This is a genomic window from Brachyspira sp. SAP_772 (assembly GCF_009755885.1).
Classification (GTDB): domain Bacteria; phylum Spirochaetota; class Brachyspiria; order Brachyspirales; family Brachyspiraceae; genus Brachyspira.
On record NZ_VYIX01000003.1, the window covers coordinates 149,339 to 171,856 of the forward strand.

A 22,518-nucleotide genomic window follows, 5' to 3' on the forward strand; every position below is an offset into this window, starting at 1 on the left:
ATTATATTTATATTGTTTTAGTTTTATTGTTTATGTAAGTTTTTATTTTATTCAACTTTTTCCCGCAGCAAAAAGTGCAAATCTTTTAACTTTATATGTTTGGAATATATATTAAATATAATATAATACCTGCATTTTAATTAAAAATATAGTTCTTTTGCTTCTTTTATACCAATACCGAAGGCACTTCCTACGGTCGTACCGAGTAGGTGCCTATCGGCAAAAGAAGTGGGGGTGCTACCCTACGGGCACGCTTCGCAGGGGGGCTAGTCCCCGCAAATAATAAAAAACATAAAAATTTTATAATTAATTCTTATTCAATGTATTATAGTTACAATAATCTACCAAGCAAACTGATAGCCGAAACTTATATATAAATCATTAACAGATATATTATCAGTCATTCTTTCCGGCATTTTTAGTGCCAAAGATATATAAGGCTGACCAGTAACAACATTATACGGCAAAATAAGTACACTCAAATCACATCCCAACTTTAATGCTATAGACTGCATATAATCTTTAGCATAATAAGCTCCCCTATAAGAAAGCGAAGCAAAGAAGTTTTCAAAATATAAATGACTCAAATTAAATTGTGCATCCAAATAACCAAAAAGCTCTACATCACCCGCAAGAAAATAATTATCGACGTATCTTTGTTGGCTTACATAACTATAAAACTCTTGAGGTGCAGCAACATATCTTCCGCCAAAAACCTTTGAAGCACCATTAAATGCCGCAGGAGTATCAAATGTATAAGAGCCGTAAAAACTCAATCTAAGAGGAGCATATCTTGTTTGAAATTGTGTTTTAAAATCTAGAGCAAATTTATTATACCTAACAGAATAAGTAGGATAAAGTGCAATTTGAACTAAGTCATTAAAATACGGCTTATCAGAAGAGGATCTAAATCTAAAAAGAGTTATTAATGTAGTATTCAAAGCCCAAGAAGAAAATTTCCAATTAAATGCACTTTGATAGTAACTAGCATTGTTATAATATATTGTATCAGAAAATAATGCTGTAGATATTGCAGGCGATAAATAAAATAATACCTTATCACTCTCTGTAAAAATATTAAATTGCATACTAATAGAACTGCTTACTCTCCAATATTTGCTGTATGTTGAATAAACTATATCGCTTCCAAATTTAAAATTTATAGGATATAGTAAATCATTAAATGTCATATCTAATTGTGTTTGCAAAAACTGAGAAGGTATATCATAACCAATCATCAATATAGAAAGATTATCAAACTCCACAGAAGATACAGCAGTAGCTAATCCTATACCATTAAAAAAATATTGAAAAGTATTATTAAATAATGGGAAAGGAAACCACAAAGACCAAGGTTTAATATATTTAAAAGGGTTATGCTTTCCTAATTCCATTTGAGGAGTAAAATTATACTTCTCTATTGTTTTATCTGTTAGAGTTATATTTTTTATTTCTGGATTAATAGTAGTATCTTCAGTCATTAATCTGTCATATTCAGAAAATCTACCCTTATAATAAACAACATTCTCTCCATTTTCTAAAACATTAACAGACGATAATACACCCCCAGAATAGTTCTTATTGTACAATCTTATTGTGTTAGCATTTAAATCTAATTCTCCTAATCTATAAAAACTATCATCATTGTTATAAGAAAATAAAAGCCTATTATTTGAATATCTTAAATAACGCACATAATTAAGAGTGTTATCTGATGTATCAACATATTTAAGAGTTTTATTATTATAATCATAAATTGCTATATGTTTAATGCCTTTATCTATCACTATCAAAGCTACTGTATTATCATCTATCACTGTAGGAGAAGTATAAGTAATGGTATCATTAGGCTCAAGCAATATTTCTCTATTATTATTTTCATCAATATAAACAAAAGTAGTATTATGCAAATCTTTACCTATGCCTATTATGCCGCCTCTAAAAAAGTTTGCATATTGCAAATCATACCATTTTCTTTTTGTTCTTTTTTTTGTTTCTAAATCATATTCTTTTACTATATATCTATAAAGTCCAGCATTATAAGTATAAGATACAATCAATGCCCTTTTACCGTCAGAAGAAATATCTAAACTCTCAGAACTTTTATCTATTAGAAATTCAAATTTTAAATCTTTTTTATTGTTTTCATCATTTCTTGTTTTTTTATATGAATATAAAGCACCAAGGTTAGAATCTATATAATAAAGCATATCATTATAAGAATCTATATCTTCAATATATGTTTCTCTATCATTAACCATTAAAGCTTCACTTGGGTTAATATTTTTAATCATAATATAATTTTGAAACTCGGCCCATACATCAACAAAATCTATATTATAAACCTTTTTAAAAGCCCCATAAAACCCCGCATTATATACATTAAAAGAAAAAGAGAACTTATGCCTCATAGCATCCCAAAGTTCATTATACTTTTCCATTCCAAAACGCTCTTGTAAATACTTTGAGAAAAGCCCGCCATATTCATAATACACAGTTCCATAAGGTTTTTTTCTCCAAAGGTCGCTAGCCTGCATAGGTGTCTTAAACTTTCCTTCATATATATCTTGTCTTAATCTTTGCTTTACAAGAGGGTCATTAGCTCTCCCAAACCCCTTATAGCTCTCCATACTAACAGTAACACCTTCAAGCATAAACGCAGGTGTATTTATAAAAACAAGTGAAGCCCAACTACCGAAAATTCTTGTTTGAATACCAGCTTTTTCAGAGTTTAAACTAAGCAAATGTACAAGTTCATGTATAAAAGTGCCCCTAAAATTATCTTCATCTATAGTAAGATCCCCAGATTCTGCCGTATCAAATAATATTACTCTAGGATAAGGCACAGGAACTGCTACAGAATTAAATAAATTTATATCTGGTGTTATAACTACTGGAATTTTGCCATATACTTTGCTGTTTAATATTGTAGAATACTCTTCATAAATATCATCAGCAATAAGAGCCAATTTCTCAGCACTTCTTCTAGATTCAAGAGGAAATATGATTTCAAATTTTTCTGTGTTTATTGTGTGTAGTTTTCTAAATGGTTTGAATATTTGAAGCTGACCATACAATACAGATATAGAAAATATCAAAAAAAACAATATATATTTTTTCATAAAATAGAATATATATTATTAAATGTTTTTGTCAATAATTAGCTATTATATTCTTCTCTAGCCATTCTCTCTAAAGTAGATTTTACCTCATTAATAAAAACTTTATCTTCAACTACAATATGATTAAACAACCAATCCCTCAAAAATAGAGTAAATTCTTTTATATCTATTTCTTTGCCATTCTTATAATTATTTACTTCTTCTAAAACTTTATTAGTAAAATTTCTATGTTTAACTACATGAGATTTAAATCCGCTATAATCTATAGCTTTCATTATAGCCTCTTCTGTAGAAAAATGATAAGCTACATAATCAATTGTATCTTTAATAACACCATTAAGTTCTTCTGCCACATCATCTTTTGATATATCTTTATTCATTACTAATATATATAGTTTATTTAATATCTTTACTAGTTCTCTATGCTGATCATCTACTCTTTTATAGCCAGTATTAAACTTACTTTCCCATTTTATTTCTTGAATAGTTTCTTCCATATATAAAATATCCTTTTTATATAATTCTATTTTAAATATAAGTAAAATTTTTATTTTTTGTATATATAAATATAAAACAACTTATAAAAAATATCATATAAAATACTAATAATACTATTCGGATATTTTTAATATTAATTATCCGTTTTTTTTAAAATTGATTTAATTTCATATACAAAAGCTTTATCTTCTATTAAAATATGATTTAACAACCAATTTCTTAAATATGTTATTAAACCTACTATGTCTATATAATTATTAGCAGTATAAGTTTTTACCTCACCTAATATTTTATTTGAGAAATCTCTATGTTTTGATGAATGCTTGGCAAGATTTTTATAATTAATGGCTTTCATAATATCTTCTTCTGTCTTAAAATGATAAACCATATAATCTATAGTATCTCTTAATACGGAATTAAACTTTTCTCGAACTTTAATGTCATTTAAATCTTTATCATCATCAATCTCATAAAGCTTATTAAGCATACCTAAAAATTTCTCATGCTGCTCATCTATTCTTTTATAACCAGTATTAAAACTATCATTCCAAGCAATATATTTTTCATTATTAACAATTTTCATATATACCCCCTATACCAATATAGTAATATATTGATACCCATAAAATCAGGATATAAAAAATATTATGTTTGTCAATAAATAAATATGTTTTTAGATAAAAAATATTTGGATTTTAATTGGTTTTTTAATACTTACATATTAAAATAAGTATCTGAAAAATTATATTATAATTAAATATATACTACTAAAATATTTAAAATAAAAGAGCCTACAATAAGAAACATCTCCCTATTGTAAGCTCTTTTTTATATTGCTATTATAATAAAATTATAGACTTAAATTATAAAAAGCTTTTTTACCTAAATAAATAGCTCTATCACCTAATTCTTCTTCTATTCTTAATAATTGATTGTATTTAGCAATCCTATCACTTCTAGAAGCAGAACCAGTTTTAATTTGACCAGCATTAGTAGCTACAACTATATCAGCAATAGTAGTATCTTCTGTTTCACCAGATCTGTGAGAAACTACTGCAGTATAGTTATGAGTGTTAGCAAGTTCAATAGAATCTAAAGTTTCAGTTAAAGAACCTATTTGATTAACTTTAATAAGGATAGAATTAGCAACACCTTTATCTAATCCCATTTGAAGTCTTTTTACATTAGTAACAAACAAGTCATCACCAACTAATTGAACTTTTTTACCTAATTTTTCTGTTAATATTTTCCAACCATCCCAATCATCTTCAGCAACACCATCTTCTATAGAGATAATAGGATATTTATTGCATAAATCAACATAAAAATCAACCATTTCAGCAGGGGTTAATTCTCTGTTATCAGATTTCTTAAATACATATTTCTTTTTATTTTTATCATAGAATTCACTTGAAGCAGGGTCCATAGCAATCATTATATCATCACCAGGTTTGTATCCAGCTTTTTCTATAGCTTGCATAATTACTTGAAGAGGCTCTTCATTATCTTTAAGAGTTGGAGCGAAACCACCTTCATCACCAACAGTGGTACTTAAACCTCTATCATGAAGTATAGTTTTTAAATTATGGAATACTTCAGCTACATAACGTATACCTTCTTTGAAAGTAGGAGCACCAACTGGCATAACCATATATTCTTGGAAGTCTATTGGAGCTGATGAGTGTGCACCGCCATTCAAAATATTAGCCATAGGTACTGGTAAAGTTTTAGCATTAGTACCGCCAATGTATCTATATAAAGGCATACCTAATTCTTCTGCAGCAGCTTTAGCAACAGCAAGTGATACACCAAGTATAGCATTAGCACCTAATTTACCTTTATTTTCTGTACCGTCAAGTTCTATCATAGTTCTGTCTATTTCAACCTGATCTAAAGCATCCATATCAATAAGTTCATTGCAGATAATTTCATTAACATTCTCAACTGCTTTTTGAACACCTTTGCCTAAATATCTAGATTTATCACCATCTCTTAATTCTACAGCCTCATGTTCACCAGTAGAAGCTCCAGATGGAACTGCTGCTCTACCCATAACTCCGCTATCTAAATAAACATCAACCTCAACTGTTGGGTTTCCTCTTGAATCTAATATCTCTCTAGCTACTATATCATCTATTAAAGACATATTATTACTCCTTATAAATTATAATTGTATATATCATATAACATAATGTATAAATTTCAAGTTAAAAAAATAATAATGATGTAATAATATAATTATTTAAAAGAATTATAATTAAATCTTCTATTTTCTGATATCATTTTCCCTATAGCATTCATTATTAAACCTATAGAAAATGATAATGCTGATAATATTAATAAACATATTGTTAGTATTGCTGTAGGAAATCTATCAACTTTTAATGTTTCAAAATACTCTATAGTGATACTGATACCTAAATACATACCTATAATAAATAATATAATACTTATTATATTAAAAAATATCATTGGTTTTTCTGTCATCATTAAATAAATAATAGTGAATAATATTCTAAAACCATCTCTAAATGTATTAAGTTTAGAATGTGATCCTTCAGGTCTTTTAAAATATTTAGCAGGAACTTCTCCTACAGGTAAACGCATTTGAAGTGCATATATAGTAAGCTCTGTCTCTATTTCAAAACCTTTTGAGGCAGATGGAAAACTTTTTACAAATCTTTTAGAAAATATCCTATAACCACTAAGCATATCATTAAATTTTTTACCAAATAACATATTTGCAAATCCTGTAAGCATAGCATTCCCAAAAGTATGCCCCTTTCTATGCACATCTTCATCTACTACTTCTCTTGAAATATTAAGCATATCAAGTTTATTTTCTAAAAAGTATTGTATATGTTTTTTTATTTCAGATATATCATATTGCATATCAGCATCAACCATAATATATATATCAGCTTCAATATCTGAAAAAGCTCTTCTTACAACTTCACCTTTACCTTGATAATTAACTTCTGTTACTATTGCACCTGCTTCTTTAGCTAGTTTTACAGAATTATCTTTGCTGTTATTGTCAAAAACATTTATTTCAGCTTCTGGCAAATATTTTCTAAATTCTTCTATTACCTGTTTGATAGTTATTTCTTCATTATAACATGGTATTATCACTGATATTTTTTTCATAAGATATTTCCTAAGTAAATTTAAAGCACAAAAAACCTATGCTGCAATTTGCAACATAGGTTGTAATTTTTTATATTTTGAATTATTATAAGTACATATGTAATTGTTACATATTATTTCTGGTCTGGTCTGGTCTGGTCTGGTCTGGTCTGGTCTGGTCTGGTCTGGTCTGGTCTTAAATTATATTTTAAAATACACCATAAAGCTCTAAAACCATCTTTCCATCCTATTTTTTTACCTTCTTTATAAGTTCTGCCATAATATGATATTCCCACCTCATATATTCTAATATTTGAGATTTTTGATATTTTAGCTGTAATTTCTGGTTCAAAACCAAATCGATTTTCTTTAATATCTATAGATTGTATAATTTCTCTTCTAAATACTTTATAACAAGTTTCCATATCTGTAAGATTTAAATTCGTAAACATATTAGAACATAAAGTTAAAAAAGTGTTACCCATCTGATGCCAAAAATACAATACTCTATGGGATTCTCCGCCTGCAAATCTGCTTCCAAAAACAACATCAGCTTTATTGTTAATAAGTGGTTCTAATAATTTATCATATTCATTTGGATCATATTCTAAATCTGCATCCTGTATAATTACAAAATCTCCAGTAGCAGCTTTAATACCTGTTCTAAGTGCAGCTCCTTTACCCATATTTTTTTCATGATATAGTATTTTACTAACTTTATTTTCAAGTAATTTTAATTTTTCTCTTGTATTATCTTTTGAAAAATCATCCACTACGATAATTTCTTTTTCTATAGAGCATTTAGAATTATTCACAGCATCTATTATTGTTTCTATAGTGTTCTCTTCATTATAACAAGGTATTATTACTGATATTTTCATTTATTACCTCTCAATTCTTTAATAAACTTTTTAAAACCACCTCTATCATAAATAAAAGTTATGAATCCTATTAGTGATAATATACTTATTGGTATTACTGGGTAAATATATCTATATTGATACCAAACTACTACAGGAGTAAAAACTGCTACTATAATTGCTGTAGCTACTGATGAAAAAGATACAGAAAAAGTAAATATTAATATAGAATTTATAAATTCTTTTTTTAATAATAAAAATATTCCAGATACAAAAAATAGTATTATTGATATTAGTATAAATAAAAATACATTGATGTTTGGCATTATAATTATTAGAAAATCAAAAATTGATTTTTTTAGCTCTGTGAATTTAATCTCTTGATTTTCTTTATAAAATTTTGTATCTTTAAAATCATTACTAGAGTTCATTACTGTACGTAATCCTCTATCAAACATTTTGCTTATAATTTTATCAGTATATTCTTTAGTATAGGATTGTTCTATCTGCATTTTCCTATACTCAAGTGTCCACATAGCTTTTATATAATTAAACATATACTTTATATAATTTTTAGGATATTTTAATATAGATTTTATCCATACTTTTTTCAATTCCGATGTACTAGGCGCTACAAATATTCTATCATTTAATATTGGGTCTCCATAAAAAGGATCTTTATTGTATTGCTCTACAAGATCTTTAAAACTTTTATTTTCCCCCCACCAATTTTCTGGAATTAAAGAAGAATCATTTGCCGGAACTAAACAGCATGCTATTTGTAAATTGTATATATGATAGGTAGCTGTTTTTGTTATATTTTTTATAAATATTCTTGGAAATATAAAATATATACCCATTAAAATAATAGCATTGATAAACATTATACAGGTAAAGGAAAATAAATATTTTTTTATGCTAGCAATGTTTTTAGTTTTTAAATAATCATAAGTAAACCATATTAATATAGGATAAACTGTTACTATAAAATTATGCCTATGAAGCATTCCAATTATTAAAGATAATAATGATATTATTTTTAATATTGTTTTATTTTTATTTTTTAATGGAGTCATAATTATAAAAAATGCAATTGAATAAGAAAATATTACATATAAAGTAGACACAGAATCTTTTAAATATTCTATATTATATAGGAATATTTGTAAGATAAAAGAAATTAAAAATAGTAATATTATTAGTTTATTTTTGGTTTTTATATAAATAGAAATAATGATGGCAGATATAGAAATGTACCATAAAAATAAGTTAATAAATAAAAATACTGACATTGTAAGGCCTATTTTATCAATAATTGCTATACTCAAATCTAATATAATAGGGTGCCAATTTGAAGATAGACTAGGATAATATACCCCTTGGGTAATAGCTCTCCAAGTATCCCAATTACCAAAATATCCTGGATAAAACATCCAATACTGAAAAGCAAATAATAATATTCCTACAAGTTCTATTTTATTTACAAATAAATAATCTTTTTTATCTAAAGTTTTCTTATACTTCCAATATTCTTGAAGAAGATAAAATCCAACACATAATAAAGTAATAATGAAAATAATTGCTATATAATAGAATATATCAAAATTTATTAGCAAATAATATTTAGTATTGATTTTATCATCATTTTTTAATTCTTTAGTTGATATTAAAGAACCAAAAGGTGTACCAGATCTATCATTCATTTTAGCTAATTGTACATATTCTGGTAAATTATTTAAATTAGGATAAACTCCATATAAATAGCTATTTCTAAATATTTTGCTATAATATTTTATTCTAAAATCATAACTATAATTTGTTATAGAATTATTAGTAAAAATATAATTAGTAAAAGCAGTATTATCTAACTTATTATCTATAGTAAATAATTGTTTAGTTTCTTCTTTATCTAAGCCATTTATTTCTAAAGTATTATTAACATTTAATTTAAACTCTGATAAATAGCCTACTCTTTCTTTTTTACCTAATAAAGCTAATACTACTATTAAAAGTATTACCACAAAAATAACTATAAATACTATTTTATCTCTTTTTAAAAGAGTATTTATATGAATAAAATTATGGATATTGTATATATAAATAAACATTAATGACAGCACAATACATGTCAATATACATGCAAATATAATATTATATTTTAATTTTAAAACATATTTAATATTATCAATTTTATCTATATCTAGAATTTTAGTAGAAGCTAAATTACCAAAAGGAGTACCAAATCTGTCACCCATTTTAGCTGATTGAATATATTTTGGTAAATTATTTAAATTAGGATAAACTCCATATAAATCGCCATGTCTAAATACTTTACTATAATATTTTATTCTAAAATCATAACTATAATTTGTTATAGAAGTATTAGTAAATATATAATTAGTAATAGCAGTATCATCTAACTCATTATCTACAGTAAATAATTCTTTAGTTTCTTCTACGTCTAAGCCATTTATTTCTAAAGTTTTATTAAGATTTATATTAAACTCTGATAAATAGCCTACTCTTTCTTTTTTACCTAAAATATATAATACTATTACTGAAATAGTTAGTATAACAACAAATACTATGTAAATTTTCAGAAAAATATTTTTATTTTTCATATATTATTATTCCTTGAAAAAATATTGAATCTATTAGAAATAAGCTTTCTATTTTTGTAATAAAAATTTTTGCAATAGTAATAGAGTATATTAGTAGAGTAAAACTTGAGATTGTGTAGAAATGTTTGTTTGTTTGTTTGTTTGTTTGTTTGTTTGTTTGTTTGTTTGTTTGTTTGTTTGTTTGTTTGTTTGTTTGTTTGTTTGTTTGTTTGTTTGTTTGTTTGTTTGTTTGTTTGTTTGTTTGTTGCATATAGATCCCCATTATTGTAAGACATTTTACTATAAAAACAACTATTGTCAACAAAAAATGGGCAAGAAACTAATAAAGCTTCTCACCCATATAACAATTATGAAAGAAATGTTTTATTAATAAACACCATTATAAGCATCTAAATAAATTTGTTTAAGCTCTTTCATAAGAGGATAAACTGGGTTAGCACCAGTACATTGGTCATTGAATGCCTGTTCTACTATCTCATCAAGTTTAGCCATGAAGTCTTTTTCAGTGATACCATAATCTTTAATAGACAAAGGTATATCAAGTTCTTTTTTAAGACCATTGATAGCTTTAATTAAATTAGCTACTTTCTCATTATCATTTTTACCGCCAAGATCAAGCATATCAGCAATAAATGCATATCTTTCTCTAGCATGAGGATATTTATATTGAGGGAATAAACCTTGTTTAGTAGGTTTTTCATTAGCATTATATTTTACAACCTGACATATTAAAAGAGCATTAGCAATACCGTGAGGGATATTGAAAGCAGCACCAAGTTTATGAGCCAATGAGTGACAAATACCCAAGAAAGCGTTAGCAAAAGCCATACCGGCAAGTGAAGCAGCATAATGCATATTTTCACGAGCTACAGGATTTTCTGCACCTTCTTTATATGAAGCAGGTAAATATTTAAATATAAGTTTAATAGCTTTTTCAGCATTAGAGTTAGAAAACTCAGTAGAACATATAGAAGCATAAGCCTCTAAAGCGTGAGTTAAAGAGTCTATACCGCTTGCAGCACATAAACCTCTTGGCATAGTCATAACTAAATTAGCATCAAGTATAGCCATATCAGGTGTTAAAGCGTAATCTGTAATAGGATATTTAATATGTGTAGCATCATCAGTGATAACAGCGAAAGGAGTAGTTTCAGAACCAGTACCAGATGTAGTAGGTATAGCAACAAACTGAGCTTTTTTACCTAATTCACCAGCATCACATATTCTCTTTCTTATATCCATAAATACCATAGCAATGTCTTCGAATTTTACTTCAGGGTTTTCATAAAGAAGCCAAGCAATTTTACCAGCATCTATTGGAGAACCGCCTCCTAATGCTATAATAACATCAGGTTCGAATGCATTAGCAGTTTTTACTATATCTCTAACAGTACTTAAAGTAGGGTCAGGTTTAACATCAGAGAATATAGTGTATTTTACACCTATATCATCTAATACTTTAGTAACATTATCAGTTACACCTAGTTTGAAAAGCGGTCCGTCTGTGATGATTAATGCTCTTTTTTTGTTAGCATACTCTCTTAAAGCAACATCCAAAGAACCTCTTTTTAAATATATTTTTTCTGGTACTCTATACCATAACATATTTTCTCTCCTTGAAGCTACAGATTTAATATTTAAAAGATGTTTAGGACCAACGTTCTCACTTGTAGAGTTGTTACCCCAGCTTCCGCATCCTAAAGTCAAAGATGGTTCTAATCTGAAGTTATATACATCTCCTATAGCTCCTTGAGAAGATGGCATATTTATAAGTATTCTTCCTGTAGGCATTTTGTCATAGAATTTTTGAATTCTTTCTTTTTGATTATCTTCATCTGTATAAAGTACAGAAGTGTGTCCAAGTCCTCCAAACACTATCAAATCATGAGCTTTTTGAACAGCATCATCATAATTATCAGCTTTATACATACCAAGTACTGGTGATAATTTTTCATAAGAGAATGCCTCATCTCTGCTTATAGAAGAAGCTTCACCTATAAGTATTTTTGTCTCTTCTGGAACAGTGATGCCAGCCATTTTAGCTATAACATAAGCAGGCTGACCTACTATTTTAGCATTCAAAGCTCCATCTATAATCATTACTTTACTAAGTTTAGCTTTCTCATCTCTATTTAAAAGATAAGCACCTCTATATAAGAATTCTTTTTTTACTTCCTCATAAACGCTTTTTACAACAACAACAGTCTGTTCACTAGCACATATCATACCGTTGTCGAAAGTTTTACTCATTATAACAGAGTTAACAGCCATTTTAATATCAGCAGTTTCATCTATTATAGCAGGAGTATTACCAGCACCAACACCTAAAGCAGGTTTACCGCTAGAATAAGCAGCCTTAACCATTCCAGGTCCGCCAGTAGCAAGTATTAAATCAATTTGAGGATGGCTCATTAAAGCAGCAGAAAGCTCAACAGTAGGTTCTTCAATACAACCTATAAGTCCATCAGGAGCACCATGCTCAACAGCTACTTTATTAATAATCTTACAAACTTCAGCAGTACATTTTTTAGCTCTTGGGTGAGGAGAAAATACTATTGCATTTCTTGTCTTCAAAGCTATTAATGATTTGAATGCTGCTGTTGATGTAGGGTTTGTAGTAGGTACAACACCAGCTATTATACCAATAGGCTCTGCTACTTTTTTCATTCCCATAGCAGTATCTTCACTTATGATTCCGCATGTCTTCATATTCTTAAACTTGTTATAGATATATTCAGAAGCAAAGTGATTTTTTATTACTTTATCTTCTACTACGCCCATACCTGTTTCTTCAACAGCCATTTTTGCTAACGGTATTCTTCTGCTATTAATAGCAATGGCACATGCTTTAAATATCTCATCTACCTGTTCTTGTGAGAAAGCAGCGTATATTTCTTGTGCTTTTTTTGCTTTTGCTATTAAGTCGTCTAGTATAGAATTTCCGCTTTTTGCTTTTGTATCTTTAGTCATTGATTTCTCCTAAGCATTAAAAAATTTTTAACAATATTGTACTATAACTATATAATAAAGTCAATAGCAATATCATAATAAATATAAAATAGCACAAAAAGAACATTAAATTTTTGTATTAAAACATAAAAAAGTATATAAAATAAAGATGATTTTTTAATAAATTTATAGCAATTAAATTGTATATACTATATAATAGACATGAAAAATATAATATTATCGGAGAAAACCTAAAAATGACATTTAGTGATTTAATAATGACTTTAAATAAATTCTGGAGCGAAAACGGATGCATAATACAGCAAGGTTATGACTTGGAAGTAGGAGCAGGAACATTTAACCCTGCAACTGCATTAAGAGCATTAGGACCAGAGCCTTTTAGCGTTGCATATGTGGAGCCTTCAAGAAGACCAACAGACGGAAGATACGGAGAAAATCCAAACAGACTTCAACATTATTATCAATATCAAGTAATAATGAAGCCATCTCCAGAAAATATTCAGGATTTATATATACAAAGTTTAGAAGCATTAGGAATAAGTTTCAAAGACCATGATATAAGATTTGTTCATGATGACTGGGAATCACCTACTCTTGGAGCTTGGGGACTTGGTTGGGAAGTTTGGCTTGACGGTATGGAAATAACACAGTTTACATATTTCCAAGCTGTTGGAGGAGTAAACTTAAAACCTATAACAGGCGAAATAACTTATGGACTTGAAAGAATATGCATGTACTTGCAAAATGTTGATAATGTGTATGATTTGGAATGGGGACATGGAATAAAATATGGCGATGTACACTTACAAGGAGAAAAAGAGTTTTCTAAGTACAATTTTGAAATAGCTGACACTGATATGTATTTTAGGCATTTTAAAGAATATGAAGAAGAATGCGATAGATGTTTAGCTAATGGATGTGTGCTTCCTGCTTATGATATGGTAATGAAAAGTTCACATGTATTTAATATGCTTGATGCTAGAAATGCAATAAGTGTAACAGAGAGAGCTGGATATATTGCGAGAGTAAGAGATTTAATGAAAAAGGTATCTGCAGCTTATATAGAATCAAGAGAAAAAATGGGCTACCCATTAATAAAAAAATAAAAATATAAAACAATAATATAAAAATAAAGCGGACTTATTTTCTAAGCCCGCTTTTTTATATACTAAAAATTTTTAAGTTTATTAAAAATTAGTTTTTTATTTTTAATTATTTGCTGGGACTAGCCCCCCCTGCGAAGCGTGCCCGAAGGGCGAAAACTTTGGCGAAGCCCGCAAAGCGAAGGCGGGAAAAAGTTGAATAAAGCAAAAAACTTATATTGTAAAATATAATCTTTTAATTATATTAATAATAATTTTATTTTTAATTTATTTGACAGAGTTCTACTAATTTATTTAAATATTCTTTTTTTTTCTTTATTCTCTGCAGATATACAGGATGATATATCCTAAATGATTTTTCAGGTAAAGAGCTATGTATTACTTTGGCAAATTCTCTCTTTTTATAATTATCAATATTTTCAAATTTGATGTTTTCTAAATGTTTTTTTAAATATTCATCGTATATTGGTCCTGTTAAAAACAACACTATATCAGGATTAATTATTTTTATTTCATCCTCTAATATATAAAAATTTTTATCTATAATATTTTCTATTTCAGCAGGCAACTGGCTGCTTGGCTTTTTCTTTTTTGTATTATCTATTTTATAACAGAATTTTCTTAAATTAGACCAAGCAAAATAAGATTTTTTATAGTATTTACTATTTAAATTATTTATTCTACTTACAAAGTTATAAGCAAATAGAGCAAAAGGGGATCTTGTTTTTTTCATATATTCCTTTTCTAAAGTGTAAAGCATGCTATCTTCAGCACTTGATTTTTTATTATGCCATTTATATGTTTCTTGTCCTACTATAAGAACTTTATAGTTACATTTATAATAATTTTCTGGTATGCATGCTAATTGAAATACTATATCTCCATCTTTATCTTTTGATTTTATTTCTTCAATATATTTCCATTTTTGTTCATATAGTTCTAATAATTTTTGATTTATACAATCGTCTTTGAAATATTTTTTCATATTTTCTAAATCATACATATTAATATTCCCCATAATATTTTTATTAATTATAACTTAAAAATATATTATTTTATAATTTAGTTTTTCACACCACTATGCACGCCTAACAAGCCAAACTTATTTTTTGATAGCAAATTAAAGTATCTTTTGTGCACAGCGGTGTAAAAAAGTTGAATAATGCAAAAACTTATATTGCAAAATATGTTCGCTTAAATATATGCTACTTTCTTATATACCTCGAATGTATTTCGCCTATTGCTTCTATTCTCTCTATAGCTAATTTATCTGCCGCCTCATTAGTGGAAATATTTTCTCTGTCAGACATTTCAAAAATATCTAATACCCTATTATATATTTTCTCTGTAGCACTTTTGGCTGCTTCATAATTATAAACAGGTTTTTCCATAGCTATGTTTATAACCCCTCCCGCATTAGCTACATAATCTGGAGCATATACTATTCCCTTCTCTTTTAAAATCTTTCCATGATGAGATTCTTTAAGAACATTGTTAGCAGAACCAGCTATAACCTTACATTTTAATTTTGGTATAGTTTCATCATTAATAATAGCACCGAGTCCGCAAGGAGCAAATATATCAACATCTTGTTCATATATAGCATTAACATCAACTTCTTTAGCCTTATAAAGCTCAACAACTTTTCTTACTTTATCGCTGTCAATATCAGATACTATTAACTCAGCATTATCCTTAGCCAAATAATCACATAAAACTAACCCCACATGTCCAAGCCCCTGAACAGATATTTTTTTGCCACCCAAATTATCGCTTCCAAATGCTTTAAAAGCACTAGCCTTCATAGCCATATAAACACCATAAGCTGTCATAGGTGAAGGGTCTCCTGAATTGCTTCTAAGCCCAGCTACAAAACTAGTCTCTTTAGCAACATATTCCATCTCTTCTGTGCTTGTGTTTACATCTTCAGCAGTAATATATCTTCCATTTAAAGATTCAATAAATCTTCCATAAGACCTCCAGAAAAGTTCATTGCCTTTAACTTTTTTAGGGTCTGCTATTATTACTGTCTTTCCCCCTCCCAAATCAAGACCAGCACATGCCGATTTTAAAGACATACCTCTTGCAAGTCTTAAAACATCTTCTATAGCTTCACTCTCCGATTTATAATTCCAAAGTCTAGTTCCACCCAAAGAAGGACCTAATTTTGTAGAGTGAATACATGTAATGGCTTTAAGACCTGTTTTACTATCATTGAAAAATACTAACTCTTCATAATTATATTTTTCCATGTAATTAAAAATTTCCATAAGTTGTATGTCTCCTTGTATAAAATTATCATATAAATTCAAGTATAGTTAGGCTTTTGAAGTTGTCAAGATTTTTTGATAATAATTATATTTTTATTTATTTATTTTTTTATAATAATTTTTTTATATAGAATTATTTTAAAGTTTTTATAAATAATAATATTATATATACCATGTGTACTGTAAATAATATATTTTTCTATTTTGTATATTGAAATTTGTACTATTAAGTTTATTATATAGCAATGAAAAAATTAATAATTATTTTTATAGTATTTACATTTAATATTCTAAATGCACAATACTACTCATATACTAATATTAAAAACTTACCTCAAAATGAATATTTTACATACAAGGGAATATCTTCAAAAAAAGATAAAGCAATAATTATATACACAGAAACTTCTATCAATAAAGATTACTGGAATATAAAAGAAACATACATTAGAGGAAATGTAACAAACAATTTAAAAGACCCTTTCAAATTGAAAGAAACTTTTCTAACTAATGTAAGAAAATCAGAAAACTACTACACAATAGATTTAAAAAACATGAGAACAGTGTATGCAAAAAATATAGATCATTATGATTTTGGAAACATTGAGTACACATTCGATATTAGAAAAAAAGTAGACTATACCAATAATGCAGGAAGTTTGGCAATATTTTCTATGTATGGAATATATCAAATTGCAAGAGCTTATCCAATAGGCTCTACCAATCAAATGAATATTATTATGCCTACGTCAAGCCCAGATAGTAAACTTAAAGCTTATGTTATATATAATGGAATAAAAAAAATAGACATTAATACCAATCAAAAAAATGCTTATGAAATGGAAGTAAAAATTGAAGGCATACCTTTTTCTATATTTCTTCCCAAAATGGGAGCATATATAGAAGAAAATGATGATTCAAGAAAAATAATAAAATATAATTCTATCACTGGAATATTTGATAATATAGATATATATTTAACTGATTATAAATCTAAATAAAAAAATTATGGAGTAAAATAATGAGTGAATTAAAAGTAAGCTGTATTAACACAAATATGTATGGAATGAACTCTTACATAGTTTCTGTAGAAGATGAAGCTATGATAATAGATATTGCTAAATTATCATTTGGATATGATGATTATACAAAACTATTAGAAGGTAAAAAACTTGTTAATGTATTATTTACGCATGGGCACTTTGACCATATGTCTGGTGCTGATGATATAAGAGAGATTTATAAAGATACAAAGCATGCTGTACATAAAGATGATTATGATTTCTTTCAAGATGCCAACTTAAATGCAAGCGGATATTTTGGAAAAGGAATTAAATGCCAAAGCCCAGAAATAAAGTTTAATGATGGGGATACTTTTAAGTTAAAAGACAAAGAGTTTAAGGTAATACATACTCCGGGACACACAAAAGGAGGAGTTTGCTATTATACAGAAGGTCATTTATTTTGCGGAGATACTATATTTGCTTATGGCATAGGAAGATACGATTTAGCTACAGGAAATTATGCAGAACTTGAAAACAGCATAACAAATATAATATACAAACTTCCAGAAGATACATTGCTTTATCCCGGTCATGATGCTTACGGCTTTAAATTATCGCAAAGAAAGAAGATGGGGATAATGTGATTTATACCTAAATAACTGTATTTTCTCATATAAGTTTTTTATTCAACTTTTTCCCACCTTCGCGGTGCGGACTTCGTCAAAGTTGCAAAAAGTGCAAATTAATTAATATACAATCTACTAATTATATTGTAAAATATAAAAATGCAGTTCTTTTGGTTCTTTTATACCAATACCGAGTAGGTGCCTATCGGCAAAAGAACTGGGGTGTGGGGCAAAGCCCCACTATAAAATCTAATTACTAGACTTAAAATTATTATCAAATAATAAAAAACTTTTTCAATATATAATTATTAATTTTCTCTTCTCTTCTTCTTTCTCAAAACTATTATAGCTACACATAAAGCTACAACTACAACCAAAGATATAGGAACAACCCAACCGCCATAAGTTGAATCATCTGATAATATCTCATTCCAAAGCTCTTCCATAAGTAAGTTTGTCTCATCTGGCAATGTTATATAAACTTCGCAATTATCAAGAACTTCTGCAGGCGGATATATTAAAGGATTATTTTTTACTTCTTCGCTCATAATCTCTATAGCAGCATTATTAGGAGAGCCGTAATTTATATATTCTATATTAGCTAAAGCAACCTCTGCCTCGCATAAGAAATTTATATAAAGCTCAGCAGCCTCAACATTTTGAGCATTTGATGGTATACATATAGCATCTACAAATAAATTAGCTCCCTTCTCTGGTATAACAAATTTTAAATCAGGATTATTTTCTATCATAGAAAGAGAATCTCCCGCATAATAAACACCAAGTGCCGCCTCACCTGCCTCCATTTTGTCATATATTTCGTCCATTACATAAGCCTGCACTAAAGGTTTTTGCTCCTTTAATATTCTAGCAGTCTCTCTTAATTCCATCTCATTAGTAGTGTTTAATGAATAATTTAAATAAGCCTGTGCTACTCCAAAAGCATCTCTTGGATTATAATACATAAGTATTTGGCCTTTATATTTATCATTAAAAAGTATATTCCAATCTACTATATCCTCTGTTACTTTTTTTGTATTGTATATTATTCCATTTACGCCCCAAGTATATGCTACAGAATATTCGCCTGTTGGGTCATATAGTTGTTTATAAAATCTGCTGTCTATATTTTTTGCAGCTGGTATATTATTGAAATTTATCTTTTGTACAAGTTTTTCTTTTATCAATTTTGCTATCATATAATCTGAAGGTATTATTATATCATAAGCGATACCTCCAACTTTTAATTTTACATAAAGCTCTTCATTTGAAGCAAAAGTTGAGTAATTTACTTTTATACCTGTAAGCTCTTCAAACTCCTTGTTAATATCCATAGATTCATCAGAACCATCAGATATATACTCGCCCCAGTTATATACATTTAAAGACATGTTCTTATCTTTAAATTTCTGATAGTAATTTAAATCGAGCTTGCTAGTATCAAGTGTCTGAGCATTCAATGAATAAAAACACATAGAAACTAATGCAAAACTAAAAAATAATTTTTTCATTTTTTATTATTCTCCTTTTAACTATTAATTGTTTTTATTGAATTTTCTTTTTAATTGTGTTAAATATTTTTCTTTCTTTATCTCTTTAATATTAATAATTACTAAAGTAATAAGCACTATAGTAAATATTACAGTAGATATAGCATTAATCTCAGGACTTACTCTTTTTCTAGTCATAGAATAAATTGTTATAGGAAGAGTTTGCGAAGTGATACCAGAAGTAAAATAACTCACAACAAAGTCATCTAAAGAATAAGTTAGAGCCATTAAAAATCCAGCTACAATACCGGGAAATATATCAGGTATTACAACCTTCCAAAAAGCTAAAGTAGGAGTGCATCCCAAATCTAATGCTGCTTCATATAAACTATTATCTTGCTGTCTTAATTTTGGAAGAACATTTAATATTACATAAGGTATATTAAAAGTAATATGTGCAAGTATTAAAGTAGTAAAACCGAATTTCAATTTCATTATTACAAATAAAAGCATTAATGAAACACCTGTTACTATTTCAGGATTAATTATAGATATGTATGTAACACCCATAATAGCACTTTTCATTTTTTTGTTGAAAGAACTTATTCCAATAGCAGCCATAGTTCCTATAATTGTAGCAAGCACAGATGAAACAGCAGCCACTATTATTGTGTTTAAAAAAGAAGTTAATATCAAATCATTTGAAAAAAGTCTATTATACCATTCCAAAGTAAACCCTGTAAAAACTCCTCGTCCTCTTGCTTTATTGAAAGAGAAAAATATTAATATAGCTATAGGAGCATATAAAAATAAAAATATAAAAGCAATGTATGTTCTAGAGAGTATTTTTTTTATCATAAAAGCATACCCTCCACATCGTCATCATCATCAATTTGCTGCATAAGCATTATAGCACATAATGAAATTACAATTAAAACCAAACTAATAGCAGAACCCAAATTAGGATTATAAGACATGCCTAAAAATTGCATCTCTATCAAATCGCCTATAAGTATATTCGCTCCTCCCCCAAGCATACGTGAAATTACAAATGTACTAACAGCTGCCACAAACACCATAGTAACACCAGAAGCCATGCCCGGCAAACTTAAAGGAAAAACTATTTTTGTAAATATATTAAAAGAATTAGCACCCAAATCTTGAGAAGCCTCTATTAAACTTTTATGTATCTTTGTCATTACAGAATATAGAGGAAGTATCATGAAAGGCAAATAATTATATATCATTCCTATAAGAACAGCCCATTGAGTGTTTATAAGTTTTACAGGTGAAAGCCCAAAAAAAATTAAAGCCTTATTAATTAAACCATTTTGCTCTAGTATGGTCATCCAAGCATAAGTTCTTAATAAAAAGTTCATCCACATAGGAAGCATTACAAGCATTATGAGTGCATGCTGAACTGTTTTGTTTTGTCTTGATATATAATAAGATAATGGATAAGCAAGTATCAAACACACCAAAGTAGCCACAAAAGCAAGCATCACAGAACGCATTATAACAGGAGCAAATGTAGAAACATCCGCGAAATTTTTTATAGTAAAATCGCCTTTTTGGTTTGTAAAAGCAAAATATATCACCAAAATTAAAGGCACCAATATAAAAACTAAAGTCCAAATAAGATAAGGTATAGCAGGTATTTTTGTTTTCATAAAAGTACCTCCTCTTCCTCTCTTTTCATTATGTGAATATTTTCTTTAGCAACATCAATACCAATCTCAGTACCAGCTTCCCATTTCTCTGTAGAATGTATAATCCATTTATAACCATGAGCATCTAATATCATCTCATAATGAACGCCTTTAAATATAGCAGATTCCACAAGTCCAGATATATTAGCATTCTCCGCAGGTACTACTATTATATCTTCCGGGCGAATAACAACATCAACTTTCTCTAACTTTTCAAAACCCTTATCAACACAATTAAACACATAACCCGCAAACTCAACTAAATAATCTTCATGCATAATTCCGTCTATAATATTACTCTCACCAATAAAATCTGCTATGAATGCATTTTTTGGTTCATTGTATATATCTTGAGGAGTGCCAATCTGAAGTATCTCTCCGTCTTTCATAACTGCAACCGTATCGCTCATAGTTAAAGCTTCTTCTTGGTCATGAGTAACATATACAAAAGTAATTTCTAATGATTGCTGAATTTTTTTAAGTTCTATTTGCATCTCTTTTCTAAGTTTTAAATCCAATGCCCCCAAAGGCTCATCAAGAAGCAAAACTCTTGGTTTATTTATTAATGCCCTTGCAATAGCTACCCTCTGCTGTTGACCGCCTGATAAATTATTAATATTTCTATTTCCGTAATTTTCTAAGTTCACCATCTTGAGCATTTGATGAACTCTATCTTTAATCTCTGATTTATGCACTTTTTTGAGATTAAGACCAAAAGCAATGTTTTCAAACACATTAAGATGCGGAAACAAAGCATATCTTTGAAAAACAGTATTTACTTCCCTTTTGTATGGCGGAGTATTATTTATCACTTTACCGTCAAACAACACCTCTCCAGAATCAGGCTTAACAAAACCTGCTATAGTTCTAAGTATAGTTGTTTTACCGCATCCTGAAGGTCCTAAGAGTGTGAGAAACTCTTTGTCTTTTATGTCTAAATTAAGATTTTCAAGTATTGTGTTTTCACCATAAGATACATTGATATTTTTTAAAGATACGATGATATTATCGCCCATTACACGACCCCCTATGCGTATATTTACAATAGCCTCCGTAAAATTACGTATATACATATTAACGTATAAAACGCAGTTTACTCGTCGCTTACCCGCATAGGGT

General features: G+C 28.2%; 18 protein-coding genes. 3 read left to right on the top strand and 15 right to left on the bottom strand.

Annotated features, from left to right (window positions below):
* Window positions 1-341: 341 nt before the first annotated feature.
* From GQX97_RS10410 to adhE, 9 genes are all read right to left on the bottom strand, one after another.
* Window positions 342-3,122: a TreP protein gene (locus GQX97_RS10410; RefSeq protein ID WP_157151892.1), complete on the bottom strand. Its 2,781-nt coding sequence runs from the start codon at window positions 3,120-3,122 to the stop codon at window positions 342-344.
* Between the two features lie 38 nt (window positions 3,123-3,160).
* Window positions 3,161-3,619, bottom strand: coding sequence for a bacteriohemerythrin (locus tag GQX97_RS10415; RefSeq protein ID WP_157151893.1), 459 nt, complete (start codon window positions 3,617-3,619; stop codon window positions 3,161-3,163).
* Window positions 3,620-3,753: 134 nt separating this feature from the next.
* Window positions 3,754-4,203, bottom strand: a complete 450-nt coding sequence (locus GQX97_RS10420) for a bacteriohemerythrin (RefSeq protein ID WP_157151894.1) — start codon at window positions 4,201-4,203, stop codon at window positions 3,754-3,756.
* 267 nt (window positions 4,204-4,470) lie between these two features.
* Window positions 4,471-5,781: a phosphopyruvate hydratase gene (gene eno / locus GQX97_RS10425; RefSeq protein ID WP_368666578.1), complete on the bottom strand. Its 1,311-nt coding sequence runs from the start codon at window positions 5,779-5,781 to the stop codon at window positions 4,471-4,473.
* 77 nt (window positions 5,782-5,858) lie between these two features.
* Window positions 5,859-6,767 carry a glycosyltransferase family 2 protein gene (locus GQX97_RS10430; RefSeq protein WP_157151896.1) on the bottom strand — a complete coding sequence of 303 codons (909 nt, stop codon included), beginning with the start codon at window positions 6,765-6,767 and terminating at the stop codon, window positions 5,859-5,861.
* Between the two features lie 113 nt (window positions 6,768-6,880).
* Entirely contained in the window at window positions 6,881-7,627 is a 747-nt protein-coding gene (locus GQX97_RS10435) for a glycosyltransferase family 2 protein (RefSeq protein WP_157151897.1), read from the bottom strand.
* Entirely contained in the window at window positions 7,624-10,227 is a 2,604-nt protein-coding gene (locus GQX97_RS10440; RefSeq protein ID WP_157151898.1) for a hypothetical protein, read from the bottom strand. The genes GQX97_RS10435 and GQX97_RS10440 overlap by 4 nt, the downstream gene beginning before the upstream one ends.
* Entirely contained in the window at window positions 10,217-10,477 is a 261-nt protein-coding gene (locus tag GQX97_RS10445; protein ID WP_157151899.1) for a hypothetical protein, read from the bottom strand. Before GQX97_RS10445 ends, GQX97_RS10440 begins: the two co-directional genes overlap by 11 nt.
* Window positions 10,478-10,593: 116 nt before the next feature.
* Window positions 10,594-13,197 (bottom strand): bifunctional acetaldehyde-CoA/alcohol dehydrogenase, encoded by a 2,604-nt coding sequence (adhE, locus tag GQX97_RS10450; protein WP_157151900.1) that lies wholly within the window; start codon window positions 13,195-13,197, stop codon window positions 10,594-10,596.
* Between the two features lie 236 nt (window positions 13,198-13,433).
* Here adhE and GQX97_RS10455 point away from each other — a divergent pair, with 236 nt between their 5' ends.
* Window positions 13,434-14,303, top strand: coding sequence for a glycine--tRNA ligase subunit alpha (locus GQX97_RS10455; RefSeq protein ID WP_157151901.1), 870 nt, complete (start codon window positions 13,434-13,436; stop codon window positions 14,301-14,303).
* A 259-nt stretch (window positions 14,304-14,562) separates the two neighbouring features.
* Here the strand turns inward: GQX97_RS10455 and GQX97_RS10460 are convergent, their stop codons facing one another.
* Window positions 14,563-15,303 (bottom strand): uracil-DNA glycosylase family protein, encoded by a 741-nt coding sequence (locus tag GQX97_RS10460; protein WP_157151902.1) that lies wholly within the window; start codon window positions 15,301-15,303, stop codon window positions 14,563-14,565.
* A 202-nt stretch (window positions 15,304-15,505) separates the two neighbouring features.
* Window positions 15,506-16,570: a Glu/Leu/Phe/Val dehydrogenase gene (locus GQX97_RS10465; protein WP_157151903.1), complete on the bottom strand. Its 1,065-nt coding sequence runs from the start codon at window positions 16,568-16,570 to the stop codon at window positions 15,506-15,508.
* A gap of 245 nt (window positions 16,571-16,815) precedes the next feature.
* On the opposite strand from GQX97_RS10465, the gene GQX97_RS10470 reads away from it, so the two are divergent.
* Complete coding sequence (locus GQX97_RS10470) at window positions 16,816-17,571, top strand: hypothetical protein (protein ID WP_157151904.1); 756 nt, start codon at window positions 16,816-16,818, stop codon at window positions 17,569-17,571.
* Between the two features lie 20 nt (window positions 17,572-17,591).
* Window positions 17,592-18,218 carry an MBL fold metallo-hydrolase gene (locus GQX97_RS10475; RefSeq protein WP_157151905.1) on the top strand — a complete coding sequence of 209 codons (627 nt, stop codon included), beginning with the start codon at window positions 17,592-17,594 and terminating at the stop codon, window positions 18,216-18,218.
* Between the two features lie 290 nt (window positions 18,219-18,508).
* Here the strand turns inward: GQX97_RS10475 and GQX97_RS10480 are convergent, their stop codons facing one another.
* From GQX97_RS10480 to GQX97_RS10495, 4 genes are read right to left on the bottom strand one after another with little or no spacing between them, the layout of a single operon-like run.
* Window positions 18,509-19,711: a PotD/PotF family extracellular solute-binding protein gene (locus GQX97_RS10480; protein WP_157151906.1), complete on the bottom strand. Its 1,203-nt coding sequence runs from the start codon at window positions 19,709-19,711 to the stop codon at window positions 18,509-18,511.
* A gap of 24 nt (window positions 19,712-19,735) precedes the next feature.
* The gene (locus GQX97_RS10485) at window positions 19,736-20,548 is read right to left on the bottom strand and encodes an ABC transporter permease (protein WP_157151907.1); all 813 of its coding nucleotides are present in this window, start codon (window positions 20,546-20,548) and stop codon (window positions 19,736-19,738) included.
* Complete coding sequence (locus tag GQX97_RS10490; RefSeq protein ID WP_157151908.1) at window positions 20,545-21,360, bottom strand: ABC transporter permease; 816 nt, start codon at window positions 21,358-21,360, stop codon at window positions 20,545-20,547. Before GQX97_RS10490 ends, GQX97_RS10485 begins: the two co-directional genes overlap by 4 nt.
* On the bottom strand, window positions 21,357-22,415 hold the full coding sequence (locus GQX97_RS10495) for an ABC transporter ATP-binding protein (protein ID WP_157151909.1): 1,059 nt from the start codon (window positions 22,413-22,415) through the stop codon (window positions 21,357-21,359). The genes GQX97_RS10490 and GQX97_RS10495 overlap by 4 nt, the downstream gene beginning before the upstream one ends.
* Window positions 22,416-22,518: the final 103 nt, after the last annotated feature.